General features: G+C 44.9%; 7 protein-coding genes. All 7 read left to right on the top strand.

The annotated features are described in order from the left end of the window. Positions 1-136 precede the first annotated feature (136 nt). The 7 genes from HXT41_RS03080 to guaB all read left to right on the top strand — a co-directional run bounded on the left by HXT41_RS03080 (position 137) and on the right by guaB (position 15,261). A complete protein-coding gene (locus HXT41_RS03080) occupies positions 137-8,935 on the top strand; it encodes an InlB B-repeat-containing protein (protein ID WP_421788812.1) in 8,799 nt (2,932 codons plus the stop codon). A gap of 157 nt (positions 8,936-9,092) precedes the next feature. Further along, positions 9,093-9,305: a 50S ribosomal protein L31 gene (rpmE, locus tag HXT41_RS03075; RefSeq protein WP_004118797.1), complete on the top strand. Its 213-nt coding sequence runs from the start codon at positions 9,093-9,095 to the stop codon at positions 9,303-9,305. Positions 9,306-9,444: 139 nt separating this feature from the next. Continuing rightward, entirely contained in the window at positions 9,445-10,542 is a 1,098-nt protein-coding gene (gene prfA / locus HXT41_RS03070; RefSeq protein WP_012914392.1) for a peptide chain release factor 1, read from the top strand. Positions 10,543-10,581: 39 nt separating this feature from the next. After that, entirely contained in the window at positions 10,582-11,496 is a 915-nt protein-coding gene (prmC, locus tag HXT41_RS03065) for a peptide chain release factor N(5)-glutamine methyltransferase (RefSeq protein WP_116994644.1), read from the top strand. An 80-nt stretch (positions 11,497-11,576) separates the two neighbouring features. Beyond that, complete coding sequence (locus HXT41_RS03060) at positions 11,577-12,248, top strand: L-threonylcarbamoyladenylate synthase (protein ID WP_116994645.1); 672 nt, start codon at positions 11,577-11,579, stop codon at positions 12,246-12,248. A 127-nt stretch (positions 12,249-12,375) separates the two neighbouring features. Beyond that, positions 12,376-13,479: an MraY family glycosyltransferase gene (locus tag HXT41_RS03055; protein ID WP_004108465.1), complete on the top strand. Its 1,104-nt coding sequence runs from the start codon at positions 12,376-12,378 to the stop codon at positions 13,477-13,479. A gap of 237 nt (positions 13,480-13,716) precedes the next feature. Further along, positions 13,717-15,261 carry an IMP dehydrogenase gene (guaB, locus tag HXT41_RS03050; protein ID WP_004108463.1) on the top strand — a complete coding sequence of 515 codons (1,545 nt, stop codon included), beginning with the start codon at positions 13,717-13,719 and terminating at the stop codon, positions 15,259-15,261. The last annotated feature ends 58 nt before the right edge of the window (positions 15,262-15,319 follow it).

Here is a 15,319-nt window from a genome sequence, read left to right as displayed (position 1 = left end):
TGTAGTTGATTTGTAACGAATAAAAGATTATAACAAATGTTTATTTTATGCCCGTATACTGTATTCATATATAATATATATGAAGATTTATAAGTATGCGCGATTTACTTGAAAATGGTTGGAGTGAGGAGAAATAATGGCAGAGCGTAAAGATTTATATGGTGATATGGCACCAAGAAGAACACTTCGTAAGGCTCATGCAGTGAAGCGTTCTCGTGCTTTGCGTAAGGGAGTTGCTGGAGTTGCTGTTGCTTCAACTTTGGCAATGATGCTTCCATCTGTTGTGGCTTCCGCGCTTCAGCCTACTCAAAAAGATATTATCGATGCGTCTAATACGACGCAAAAATGGGCAAAGGTAAAGCCTGATGTAGATGAATTGAATATGCAGCGGTGGGGTGCTGGCGTACTCAATAAGGGTGCACAAATTCAAAAGTTTGTAGAGCTTGCGCGCCATGATGCACGAATGCAAAAGTTGCGTGAAGCACAACAGCGTGAGATTGAGCAGCGTGAAATAAATAAGAGTGAAGCAAAGCAGCGCGAATCGCAACAACACGAAGTGCAACAGCGTGATGGAATTGACTCGCAGTTAGGTAGTTCTTCAGAACAGGTTAATTTCGGACATTCTTATGCAGTAAGTGCGCCTGCGCCAGTGCAGCCAGTTCATCCAGCAGTAAAGCCAGAGTCGACTCCAACTTTGAAGCCGACTGCAAAGCCAGAATCAACGTCAACTGCAAAACAAGATGCAAAGCAACCTGCAGAAACAAAGCAACCGGAAGCAAAGCAACCGGAAGAAAATGCTGGTGACGTTAAGCCTGCTGAGGTTAAGCCAGGTGAAAATAAGCAGCCTGCACAACCAGCAAATACGCAGCCTGTAAATACTGAAAGCGCAAAGCCTGCAAACGAGCAGAATACAAGCGCACAATCTTCAAGCACTCACGCAGAAAATACGAATGCGGCAAGCGATGCAAATACGCCAAGAGTGCGTGTTCGTAGGTCTGTTGAGAGCGGCGATGGTGCTTCCGACGGGAATAGTGTAACTACTACAACAAGTGCGCCTGCAACCTCGACTGCACCGTCTGCAAATAATGCGTCTGCAGCTCCGACTGCGAACACTGTAGATAATACGACTGCACCGTCTGCTCCTGCACCTTCAACAGGTACAGCGTCTAACGCTGGTGCTGGAACTACAGCGAAACCAAGTACAGAAAATACAACTGCACAAGGTGCAAATGCAAACGTCTCAGGCGAAGAGAAAAGCACTACGCCTGCTTCGAACAATGAGCATCCTTCACCTGCTTCTACATCGAACGCTGGCACAACAACTAATAACGCAGCAACTGATCCAAACAGCCAGGTAATTAAGCCGAATGAGCAGCATCCAACTGCTGAAAACACAGAGCAAGCCAACGAACAGGTACAAACCGACAAAAAGCCAAAAGCCACTTACAATTTGAAAATTCGCTATACGATTGGTGGTGCTGCGAATAAGCAGCTTGTGCAGCCGTATGAGCTTACAATTGATCAAGAAGACTTCGATAATCTAGGCAAAGATGGCAAGTACGAATACATTGAGCTTCCAAAGGCTGCTGGATACCGTCCGTCCGTATATCACTCCGGTGATTACCAGTACTACATTAAAAACAGCGAAGACAAGTTTGTTATTGACGACGGTACGGATGCGGATGCTAAGCGTTACTTGCGTTTAAGCAAGAAGCTGATTACTGATTACGCTGTAAAGAAAAGGCAGGCTGTTGAAAGCAACAACAGTGCTCAATCTTCGCAGAATCCATCGTCTACGCAGTCAGGTTCGGACGACGGTATTCAGTACTACGGCGAGTTGAATATCAACTACGCTCCTAAAACAGCTAAGTACTATGTGCGTCACTTGGTGCAGGATCTCGATCATAAGGATGAGTTTCACGATGCTCCAAATCTTGGCGTTGGCAAGACTATTGAAGTAACTTACAAAGATGGCAAAAAAGAACGTATCCACGTCACTGAAGTTACTGGCACTGTTGGTTCAGATGTGAGTGCTGTAGCTCTGTACATTCCAGGCTACGAGCCGGAGCATAATCTTATTAGCTCGCCGCTTTCGGATTCTGAAGATGAAAAAGATAAGCTAGTTTTGAACCTTCGCTACTACCGTAAGGCGTATGAAGTTACTTACGATTCTGCTGGCGGCACGGATGTTACTGCTCAAAAAGTGTATTACCAGCAAGATGTGCCACAAGTTACGAAACCAACTAGGCGAGGTTACACTTTTAAAGGATGGTCTTTAGTAGATCCTAGCAAAGAGAGTGATCCGCTTTATGCTGAGAATACTATTGTTTCTCTTGATGACTACAAGATGCCGGATCACAATGTGCAATTCCGCGCTAATTGGGAAGCGAACAATACTACTAGCTACCGCGTGAACGTGTGGGTGCAAAAAGCGGATTTGGTTGACAAAGAGCATCCGGATTCGCTTGCAAACTACGACTTTGTTGGTCTTGTTGAGCGCAAGAACGTGAAGACAGAGAGTGACGTTGCGCTTAATAAGATGAATGATGCCGGCGTTGCTAATGATACTAGTAAGCTTAATGGTAAAAACGAAGATAATTATGTAGAAAACCCAGAGCTTGGCTTAACGAAAGAAGAGTTGCAAGGCACGAAGGATAAGAGTTACAAAGACGGCTTAATTTCAAAGTTCAACTGGATGAACGATACGCCTGTAACAAGCTTAGACGGGTATGATACCGCGAATCCTGGTGACGCTTCAAACAAAGGCAAGGATATATTCACACGCTACTTCCATGTGAATAAGGAGCTTACTAAAAAGCTTAACACTGAGCAATATGATTTTGTGCCGGGTCACCCAGATTTAGGCAAACGTAGTAAATCGCAGCTTTGCGCGAACGACTTAAACAACACTCTTAACTTAGTTTACGACCGCAAGACTTACGAGCTTATTTTTGCTAAGCCTACTGGCGTAGATAGGGGTAACAATGCTGCTATAAAAAGAAAAGACGAAAGCGGCAAAACAACTATTTATTGCTATGCTGATGGTGGCAATTGCTCAACGAAGTATGATAGCGAAAATGAAGATAACGATGGCAACAAAATTGACCATAAGGGCTACCGCGTAAAAGTTCGTTACGGTCAAAAGCTTACTGATATTTGGCCTGATATAAATGAATTAGATTTTAATGAAGAAAATATAGGCTCTTTAGGATGGCAGCTTGGATATGCAGGTGAAGTGAATTATCGTGACACTCCTCCGTATCGTTTTACTATAAAAGAATTTGCTGATCCTAAATTCCGTGTACAAGGTAATAATCAAGCGCCTAAAATTAGTGATGACCCTTCGAATCCTAGTGCACAGCAATACGAGCTAAAAGATAATCAGCGTCTGCTTACGGCTGATATCAGTAGTAAAAGTGCGCCTATACAGGTGATTATTAGGAAGCAAAGTATTGCGTCTGCTAAAAACGGTGGCGATGATATAGACGACAATGATTATGAGCTTTCAACTGATTCATATAGCAAAGATGATACTGACAATTCGGGTTATTTATATACAGCTCCATCTATTGCAGGTTTTAATCCTGCTGATGGTTATGATAAGAAAAATGTTGGTGATTCGTTAGATCCATTCGACTTTGAAGATAATCGGGAAGAGTGGTATAACGAATCTCATGGTCATGGGAATTGGGATGATTTAAGTGATGATGAGAAGAATGCTTTTGCTAAAAAGTATCATTTAGCATTTCGAAAGTATAGGGGCGTTCCAGTAGATGAACAAGAAGATTATTCTGGTGATGCAACTGAATTTGAAACTAACAAACTACTTGAATTTAGGTACAACCGCAAGTCGTACGATGTGCAGTTTTATAATGCGGATGGCAAGGCTATAGCTACAAACGGTAGCGCTGCTACAGAGAGCCTGCCGTTCGAGTATAGTTTGACTAAGCGCGGCAAAAAAGATTTGACGGGCGAAGACAAAGAGCTATACGGAAACGATACATCTTATGATGCTTCTGTAACTAAAGACGATGCCGGTAATACGTCTAAGCAGTTCGACGGCAAGTACACTTTCACGCTTAATAACAAGACTTACTCCATCGTTCGCCCTGCTGATTTGCCAGAAGACTATGTGTTTAAAGGCTGGGCTGTTGATCAGGCTGGTACTCAGTTTATAAATGGCGAAAACAAAGATATTACAATGCCAGTCAACGGCATTAAGCTTTACGCTGCGTGGGGTCTTCCAACTGATATTCAGCACACTGTAACGTTTGACTACCATATGCCGAAAACCGACGACAACGGCAATGAAATAAGTGGCTCCGACGTAGTTACGGAAAAGAAGTTCCCTCGCTACCATGTTATTGACGAAAAGAAGATAAGCACCCCAACGCGCAAAGGCTACGACTTCTACGGCTGGGAGATTAAAAAGAACGGCACGACTTTGCCGTACGCTTTTGGCAATAAAGTAGTAGAAGATATAAAGCTTGATGCAGTGTGGGTTAAGGATACTCGCTACAACGGTACTTTTAAGCACATATTCTTAAAGCCAGGCGTAACGTTTGCTGACTATAAGAAAGAGGGTCTTTCAGACGCAGAAAAAGCCGCGATGGTGGATCACGTTTCTACTCAAACGGTTTCCGGCTTGCGCGAGCATTTGCGCTACAATGCGGAAGCAGTCTACAGCGACGAAACGCACTTCCCAGATAAGCAGTTCACGAGCTTTGAAGCTTCGAGTGATGAGAAGCAGAATACTGGCGAGTTTATTTACCAAACGTACAATACGCGCAAGTATAAGGTAAAGTATATTGATCAAAACGGTAAGGAGCTTCTTCCAGAAAGCGAAGTCAGCTCTGTAAACAGAAAGTACGACGTAGTATTCTACAAGCCGATTGAAGGCTTTGTGCCGGAAAGCACACAGCAGAATATTACTTATACTACTGATAGCGAAGGTAAGCAGACTAGAGAAGATACATTCATCTTCAAATATAAAGACGTTCGCGTGCTTAAACGCAATGACGATAAGCAAGCTCGTCCAGATCACTACACGCGCTACGTGTTCAAAGTGGCTGATGGTCAAGACTCTATGGGCAGCGTTGTTGACTGGCAGAACAAGGATGTAGCTGACGACTCTGCTCTTGTGTACGACGCAATTAAGGGCACAAAAGCTTATCAAATGCCACTTCCAACAGTAAAAGCAAAGCCTGGATTTGAGTTTGTTGGTTGGACTTCAAAAGTCGGTTCGTCTGAAGTTGGCTCGCATACGCTTCAGTATTCCGATGGTGTGAATCGCTTGCCGATTCGCTCCGAAGAGCAGAACAATCCTGAAGTAATTTACATTGCTCACTTCAAGCTTAAAGCTCCTGTTGCTGCAGCTCCGCAAGTGCTTAAGCCAATTGAGAAGATTAGTACTGGAAGTAGTGATGATGCTAAGAAGCTTATAACGAATGCTAGTGATTATCCAGATGGTGCTACGTTCAGCTTTGCGCCTGGCGAAAAGTTTGACAACACTCCAGGATTACACAAGATTAAAGTGCAAGTGCATCTTGGCAATAACATTGCTGAAGCTGAAGTGCTGTACCGCGTGCTGCCGGATTTGGTGTACGCAAGCGAGTGGGATAAGTTTAAAGCTACTGACTACGGCAAAGCGCATATTGACGAGTATGCGCCGATTACTTTCACCGGCAAGAATGATGAAGGCACTATTATTGGTCACGATGGAGATAATGCCAATCATCCTGCTGGTGAAAAAACTACGCTTACTGCGTACGTTTATAAGGGCAAGGAAGTTAGAATCCGCGTGCCGCAAGCTTTCGGCAATGATTACAGCGACCAGCATTACCACTACGTGTTTAAGGGTTGGGCGACTAATGTTGTAAAGCCAACTGCTGAAAATCCAAAACAAGAGCAGACGTTTGACATAAATTCAAGCGACCGCTACAAGAAAGTAAATTTGCAAGACGGCGTAACTTACCACGCTATTTACAAGCGAATCGACTACTTCTCCAGCTCGTCCGACAATGGAACAGTTCCAGAAGATTCTGTAGTTGCAATCTTCAAGCCTGCTCCAGGACGAAAGTGGAAGGACGGCACAGACGGCCCTAAGGTGTTCTACGTAAAGAAGGGTACTGATCTTTCGCAAATTCCTTACAGTGCTAGCGACCAGACTAGTGCGTTGACAAGGCTTCAAGAGAACCTAACCAATGCTAAGGGAACTTGGAATCGAAGCAGCATGATTAATGGCAAAGAAGAAGTAACGCCTATAGATGATGTTTCGAATTGGAAAGTTGATAAACCATTCCAAGAGTTCGTGGCAGATCAAACCCCTTGGACAGAGCCAACAGTGCAGACTGATTACTTGGTCGCTGTGCAAGATAAGCCTGACACGCTTCCAAAGTTAACCGATTTTATAACTAATATGTCTCAGCTCAAAGCAGATGCTGCTGTGAATAATGGCATAGAAGACATAAAAGTCGAATATGATTTGCCAACTGAAGCTGAACAAAATAAGTTAAAGCAGAAGATGCTTAAGAAGCCTGCTTTGTACACTGTTCCTTTGAAAGTTACAGTTAAGTATAAGGATGCAGCAGATTACAAGACTTATAGACTTGTAGGACGCTTAAAGGTGCTTTACCAGTTGATGTACGATAAGAGCCTACCGAAACCAGATAGTACTCAGCCTTCACATCAGCCTGGCGATACTAATCCTCTTACTGGTGTTGCTGCAGAGCGTGATCTTGTTCTCAATAAGGATAAGTATGTTAAGGTCAACTTTATAAATGCCAATCAAGTTGATCATAAAGATCAGGGCAGCCTTGATAAAGATACTACTAAGCTGTACTACGTTCTTAAAGACGATGTTACGGGCGTAAAAGCTCCGCAAGCTGTTGGCAAGAATTATGACGCTGATGGATACCATTACGTGTTCAAAGGCTGGAGGAAGCTTGAGAATTTTGTTGATAATGATAATTCTAATGCTCGTTCGAGTGTAAGAAGAGGCTCAGCAAATCAACCTGAAATTCCTGTCACTACTTTGATGGTAAGTGAACCAGCATCTGCAACTAGCGTTGATGTGCAAAACGCGAATGGTGAAAAGTTGTTAACGAATGATGAGATTCGTAAATTAAAGTACTCTGAAAATACTACATACCAAGCAGTGTATGAAAAGGTGATGAACATCATCGACGCGAAGAGTAATGAGAAAATTCCAGATAACTACGTGCCGTATGTGTTCTTACCAGCTTTCGGAAGGAAGTGGGATGATGGCTCATACAAACCGAAAGTTATCTACTTTAAGTCCGATAGTACTACATATGAAAATGACGTTAATAATAAAACTAATGAGTTAAAGCAACAGCTTAAGGGCTTTAGCAAGTGGGAAGTTTATGATGCAGGCAACAAGCCTGTTCCGTCAACTGACACAAATAAGAATAGACAAATTCGCGTATATGTTGCAAATCAGATTGCTGATATGCCTGTGAATGTATCTCAGTTTGTTAAGAGTGTTGGAGATGAAGTTCCTGCTCCTGATGAGCTTGTGTCTGGTGTTGATCCTAATAACCTAGAGATTGCGGGCATGCACGGTGCTGGTGTAGTTTATTCTTCCGGTGCCAATTCTGTTCGAATTGCGAAGCCTGGAATTACTACCGTTAGAGTGAAGGTTGAAACATCTGATCCAAATAAGAAGGATGCAAAGATAGTACGTTATGAAAATGTACCTATTCAAGTGCTTCCGAATGTGATTGCAGAGCGAGATTTGCCTTCAGCTGGCAGCCAAGCAGGAAAGTTCATTTTAGAAAACTACACAAAGGTAACGTATGTAGCTGGCAATGGCGGAACTATGCAGTCACCAATGCATACATACTGGGTGCGTAAAGATAGAATGTCTGAAATAAAGAATTATATTCCAGACGTTCTTGCTAACAAAGGTTACATATTCAAGAATTGGGATGAAGTATCTTACTCTAAACATATTGATACCATCTATAACAGTGCTGATAACCACAAATCAACTGATATTGAGCGTGAAACATTAGCTAAGATTGCTGAACGCTATGGCATGTCGTTTACAGCTAATGTAATCCGCAAATCTAAGAATTCTACATTTGCGGCTATAAAGAATATTCTTGCTGAAGCTATAAATAACGAGAATATGAGTTATGAAGCAAGTCGTAATAGATTGGCTATTGTTGCTGAAACATTAGGAAAGTCATATACGGCAAAAATAATTCGTAATTCACAACACTCAACTATTGAAGCTTTGAAGAATTTACTTGTGCAAGCTGGTATTACTGACGCCGATATTGCAATGGTATTCCCAGAAAGCGAAACCATTATTACTGCAAACTTCGAGAAGATGGCTCCTATGAAGTTTAAGTTTAGTGGTTCTGCTCGCGAGGGTGTTTTAACGAACTTCAGATTGCAAAACATGACTGAAGGAGATGTTAATAACACAACGGTTACAGTAGACGGCAAGAAAGTAACTATTAACGAGTTAGTTGCTCAAGGCTTAACTTCTGTAAACGGCATTAACGCAAATTGCGCTGGTACTGAATGCAAGATTTCTGGCACGCCTAAGATTGTTGACGGCAAGCCGAAAGTTGAGCTAACGTTTACTACTACCGACAAGTATGGTCGCGAAGCGGAAATTACTGTTGAAATTGATGTGATTTCTGAGAGTAAACCTGCTCCAACGCCTGAACAAGCTATTCCTTCTCTTGATTCTTATACTTCATATGACGTAACTATTGAGAATGAAAAGAAGCAAGAAAAGGATGTAAAAGAAACTGCTGAAGCAAAGCCGGAATTAGCTAAAACTGGTAGCAATACGGTTTCTTCTGCATCCGCTGGTATTTTGTCGGCAGCAATCGCAGCAATTGGTCTCGCGGTTGTAAAGACTGGCAAACACCATCGCAAGCGTCGCAATAATAAATAATTTATTTAAATTTGGAGCGTTTGAATTTTTCATGCGCTCCATTTTTATGCGGATTATAAGCGCGTCGAGGGTGGTGACTAGAATTACGAAGGTTCCGGTTCACGCTTAGCTATTGGGGCTTTGCGACCCGGGTCGCCCGAATTCCATAGGAGACATTATGAAGCAGGGTATTCATCCCGACTATCACGCAGTGCAGGTTACCTGCTCTTGCGGAAGCACTTTCGTAACTCGTTCTACCGCTGATGGCGATCACATGACGGTTGACGTGTGCTCAAAGTGCCACCCATTCTATACCGGCAAGCAGAAGATTCTCGACACCGGCGGTCGCGTGGCTCGCTTCGAGAAGCGCTACGGTAAGAAGACTAAGTAGCTTTTGTGACGCCAGCCCTGCTTTCGTGTAACTCGCGGAATCGGGGCTGGCGTTTTATGTGCTAAACATGTGTGTTTAATATTTAACATTTAAATTTTTGATTTACAATCCGCGTTAAGCGTGACTACAAAGGAATATGATGGCTGAGTCAGTAGAGGAACAATTCCCGGCAGCAGTTACCGCGTTAGAAGAGTATCGCGATATTGAAAGTCGTATGGGAAGCCCGGAAGTTGCGTCAAATCCGGACGCTATTCGTAAGCTTGGTCGTAGGCACGCAGAACTTGGATCAATCGTAAACGCTTACCTAAATTACAAACAGCTTTGCGACGACTTTGAAGCCGCAAACGAAATGGCAAGCGACGATCCAGATTTCGCTGAAGAAGCTAAGCGCTTAGAAGAGCAGATTCCAGCAGCAAAAGAAAAGCTTCGCACTGCATTAATTCCTAGGGATCCGGATGATGCGCGCGATATGATTATGGAAATTAAAGCTGGCACAGGCGGCGAAGAAGCGGCTTTGTTTGCTGGCGATTTATTGCGTATGTACATGCGTTACGCGGAAAAGCGCGGCTGGACTACCGTAATCCAAAGCGAAAATTCAACGGAACTTGGCGGCGTAAAAGACGTGCAGCTTGCGATTCGAGCAAAAGGTACGCCTGCTCCAGAAGATGGCGTGTGGGCAAGCATGAAGTATGAGGGCGGAGTGCATCGCGTGCAGCGAATCCCAGTTACGGAATCGCAGGGACGTATTCAAACTTCCGCAGCTGGCGTAATCGTGTTCCCAGAAGCAGACGAAGATGACGACGAAATCGAAATCGATCCAAAAGATTTGAAGATCGACATTTTCATGAGCTCCGGCCCTGGTGGGCAGTCCGTGAACACTACTTATTCTGCGGTTCGCATGACACATATTCCAACCGGAATTGTTGTTAGCATGCAAGACGAAAAGTCGCAGATTCAAAACCGTGCGGCAGCCCTTCGCGTGTTAAAGTCTCGTTTGCTCGCTATGAAGCACGAGCAGGAGGCAGCAGAAGCGGCGGATATGCGCCACTCACAGGTGCGTTCGCTCGACCGCTCTGAGCGAATCCGCACGTACAATTTCCCAGAAAATCGTATTGTGGATCATCGCACGAATTACAAGGCTTACAATCTTGATCAGGTTCTTGACGGCGATTTGCAGCCTGTTATCGACAGTGATATTCAGGCGGATGAAGCTGACCGCTTAGCGCAAGCCAAGTAAGTCAAGTAAAATTACTGAAATAACCAAGCAATTCTTAAAATGCAAGAACTTTTGCGAGTTTTGCGCGATGCTGTTAAAAAGCTTGATTCTGCAGGCGTGGAGTCAGCAGAATATGATGCACGCTTGCTGCTGGCTCATGCTTGCGGCGTAAGCTTAGCTGAGCTGAACAAGGCGCTAATACTTGGCGATTTAACCGATTTTTCGCAAGATTATGCTAGTAAATATAGCGATTTTGTATCTAGGCGTGCTTCTCGTGAGCCGTTGCAGCATATTGTTGGTCGCGCGCCTTTTCGCTACTTGGATTTGCAAGTTGGTAAGGGCGTTTTTGTGCCGCGGCCGGAAACGGAAATTGTTGTTGAAGCTGGATTGGATTGGCTTAGAGAGTCTGGTATTAGCAAGCCGACGGTAGTCGATTTATGCGCCGGATCGGGCGCAATTGGATTGTCGATTGCGGCGGAAGTTGCAGACGCGCAAGTATGGGCTGTAGAAAAATCTCCTGAAGCTTTCCAATATTTGCAAAAAAATTTCGAAGAAGCTGCAAAAAAGTGGGAAAATATTCAGATTTTCAGTCGCTATCATGCCGTGCTTGCAGACGCAACCAAATCGCATATTTCGGATTGCACGCCGGAACTTCACGCAATTTGTGGCAAAGTAGATTTAGTAATAACGAATCCGCCTTACGTGCCGGAAAGTCAAGTGCCAGAACAGGTTGAAGTGCGAGAGTATGATCCTCCGCTTGCTCTTTATGGCGGTTCTGCGGACGGCTTGCTTATTCCGGAGCAGATTATGCGTGCGGCTTTTGCGCTGCTTAAGTCTGGGGGAGCGATGGTTATGGAGCACGATATTTCGCAAGGGGATGCGCTTAAAAAGTATGCGGAAAGCGTAGGTTTTTTGCGTGCGCGCGTTGGAAACGACTTAACTGGCAGACCGCGGTACACTTTTGCGGAAAAGTAAAATTTTAATCAAAAATAAAACTTGACTCAAACAGAATAAAATAAGCAAAATAAGCAAAATAAGCAATAAAAGAGGCAAAAATGAGCAAAATTTGCAATATCAACGAAGAATCCCTGCAAATGGCAGCGCAAATTATTAACGAAGGCGGCGTAATCGTAGTGCCGACTGACACCGTGTACGGCGTTGCTTGCGATCCATTCAATGAAGCTGCTGTTGCAAAAATTTACGAGCTTAAGCGCAGACCGCGCACAAAGGCGCTGCAAATTTTAATGAGTGGAGTGGAAGATTTAGAAAAACTTGGGCTTTATTTGCCTTCTCCGCTGGATATTCTAGGTAAAAAGTTCCTTCCGGGCGGATATTCTCCGATTGCGCGTGCGAAGAAGGATTCAGTTGCTTCAAATCTTGCAACGCTGTGCAAAACGAATGAAACTGATGCTCAAAACGATGCGAAAACTCAAGCAACTCAAGGCGTGCGCGTGCCGGATTGCCCTGAATTAATGCAAATTTTGCGAGTCACCGGTCCACTGGCTGCTTCTAGCGCGAATCGCAGCGGTAACGAAAGTGCAGACAGTGTAGAAGAAGCATTTGCAGCTTTCGGCAACGAAATTCCGCTGTATTTGAACGCAGGCCCGACTTGCTCGCACGTGGCAAGCACGGTAGTTGGCGCGAATTCAAGCGATAAAGACGGTATTGTGATTTTGCGCGAAGGTGTGATTTCGGAGAGTGAAATTCGTAATGCGTTAAGTGAGTAAGTTTATTAACTTATTTCTGGTACTAAATTTCTGGTACTAACAAATCGCTACAATCAAAATAAGCAAGCGAAAATTTAGCAAACGCTGCTAAAACCAACGAAGTAATCGCATAGCAAAGGACGCATTCATGAGGGTATACCTGTTTATTGCAGCAATTGCAGGCGGTGCTACGTGGCTTATTATGCCGCTTGTTCGTCACCTTGCAATCCGTATGGGTGCTGTTGGCAAAGTTCGCGCGCGCGATGTGCATACTATTCCAACGCCACGTATGGGTGGTGTAGGTATGCTTTTTGGTTTCGCAGTTGCGATGGCTTTCGCTAGTTCTATGCCATTTATTTCCGGGCTTTTTGCAGGAACGCACCAGCCGTGGGTTGTACTAGCAGGAGCCGTTATGATATGCCTGCTTGGGGTATGCGACGACATTTGGGATCTAGATTGGATGCTAAAGCTTGCCGGTCAGCTGCTTATAGCTGTTTTTGTAGCGTGGGGAGGGTTGCAAATCGTAACTTTGCCGCTAGGATCGCTCGTAACGGCATCTCCAAGCGTGTCAATCGCAATAACTGCAATACTAATCGTTGCTTCAATTAATGCAGTAAATTTTGTAGATGGGCTGGACGGACTGGCTTCTGGAATCGTTGCAATCGGCGGCATTGCCTTCGCAACATACTCATACATGCTTGCGCGCACGTCGCCATCCTACGCTTCAATGGCAACTCTTATTGACGTTGCAATGGTAGGTATGTGCGTTGGATTTATTATGCACAATTGGCATCCAGCAAAACTTTTTATGGGTGACTCAGGCTCCATGTTAATCGGCTACTTAATTACTTGCGCGTCGATTATTATGACCGGCCATTTGGATCCTTCCGCCGTTCATACGAGTATTTATTTGCCTGTATTTATGCCGATTTTGTTGCCGATTCTTGTGCTGTTTTTGCCGGTTCTTGACATGTGCTTGGCTATTTTTAGGCGTGTTGCTAAAGGGCAGTCGCCAATGCATCCGGATCGCATGCACTTGCATCATCGCATGCTGCGCATTGGGCATTCTGTGCAGGGTGCTGTGCTGATTTTGTGGGGATGGGCTGCGCTAATTGCGTTTGGCTCTATTATGATTTTGTTCTTTAAAGCTGTGTATGTGCTTGTTGGAATGATTCTTGCTGCTGCGCTACTTACTGTGCTCACAATGATGCCGTACTTGCGTTGTCGCCTGCCCGAACTTCGCAATTCGTAACAACTGCTTAATTTTGTTTTTCTTAATGTGGCGTGGCGCTCAAAACGTGCGAGTACGCTCGCGCTATAAGCGCTCGCTTACGAAACTCGCGTTGGAAGTCCATTGGACTTCCAACTTGAGCGAGTTTCCGCTCCGAGTTGCTTTCGCGCGCGCTGTGCTGCGCTCAAGCATGTCGTCGCGCCCGCGTTTGGAGGGTGCGTTTCGGCAAACGTCATAGCAAAAACGTATAGTAACCCTATGGCTACAACTGATATGAACACGGAATCCGTGTATGCTCCTGTTCCACCAATTTTCGAGAAGCTCGGTCTCGCTTATGACGATGTCCTTTTGCTTCCAAACGAAACTGATGTTATTCCGTCCGAAGTGGATACTTCCACTCGTCTGACTCGCGAAATTACCATGAAAGTGCCGACTATTTCGGCAGCTATGGATACTGTTACCGAGTCCGATATGGCTATTGCCATGGCGCGTAACGGTGGCATTGGAGTACTTCACCGCAATCTTTCTATTGATGATCAAGCTGCGCAGGTTGATATTGTTAAACGCAGTGAATCCGGTATGATTACCGACCCGCTTACTGTTCACCCAGATGCTACGCTCGCCGATTTAGATAAATTGTGCGGGCGTTTCCATATTTCTGGTCTTCCGGTAGTGGATAGCGAAAATCGTTTAGTTGGTATTATTACCAACCGCGATATGCGTTTCATTGCTTCCGAAGACTACGATCGCTTGAAAGTTAAGGACGTGATGACGCGCGAAAATCTCGTCACCGGTCCTTCAAATATTTCTAAGGAAGATGCTCACCGCTTGCTTGCGGATAACAAGATTGAAAAGTTGCCTTTGGTTGATGCTGAAGGTAAGCTTACAGGCTTGATTACTGTTAAGGACTTTGTGAAGACTGAACAGTATCCGGATGCTACTAAGGATGATCAGGGTCGCTTGCGCGTCGCTGCTGGTATTGGCTTCTTGGGTGATGCTTGGCAGCGTGCGTGCGCTCTTATGGAAGCTGGAGTTGACGTGCTTGTGGTCGATACTGCAAACGGCGAGGCTCGCTTGGCTCTCGACATGATTCGCCGCATTAAGGCAGATAAGGCTTTCGATGGCGTGCAAATTATTGGCGGAAATATTGCTACTCGCCAAGGCGCACAGGCTATGATTGACGCTGGCGTTGACGCTGTAAAGGTTGGCGTTGGCCCAGGCTCTATTTGCACTACGCGCGTTGTTGCAGGCGTTGGCGTGCCTCAGCTTACCGCAGTTTACGATGCGGCTCAGGCTTGCAAGGCTGCTGGTATTCCATGCATTGCAGACGGTGGTATTCACTATTCCGGCGATATTGCTAAGGCTTTGGTTGCAGGCGCGGACACTGTTATGCTCGGCGGCACTTTGGCTGGATGTGAGGAAGCTCCAGGCGAGAAGGTTCTTCTTCACGGCAAGCAGTACAAGCTTTACCGCGGCATGGGCTCGCTTGGTGCAATGGCTCCTCGCGGTAAGAAGTCTTATTCGAAGGATCGTTACTTCCAGGCAGACGTTACCAGCTCCGACAAGGTGGTTCCAGAAGGCGTTGAAGGTGAAGTTCCATATCGCGGTCCGCTTAACGCTGTGCTTTACCAGCTTCTCGGCGGCTTACACCAGTCAATGTTCTACGTTGGTGCGCACAATATTAAGGAAATGCAAGAGCGCGGCCGCTTTATTCGCATTACTGATGCTGGCCTTCGCGAATCTCATCCTCACGATATTGTGATGACTGCAGAAGCACCAAACTACAGCGGTTTCCACAACTAAGTCGCGTATAAATCGCAAATAATTTTGCACTAAACGGCGAAAAGTTACGCAAGTTACT

The organism is Gardnerella sp. DNF01189 (genome assembly GCF_049244195.1).
GTDB classification, from domain to species: domain Bacteria; phylum Actinomycetota; class Actinomycetes; order Actinomycetales; family Bifidobacteriaceae; genus Bifidobacterium; species Bifidobacterium swidsinskii.
Note: the sequence above shows the minus strand (reverse complement) of the source record. Positions and strands in the feature narration are given on the sequence as shown.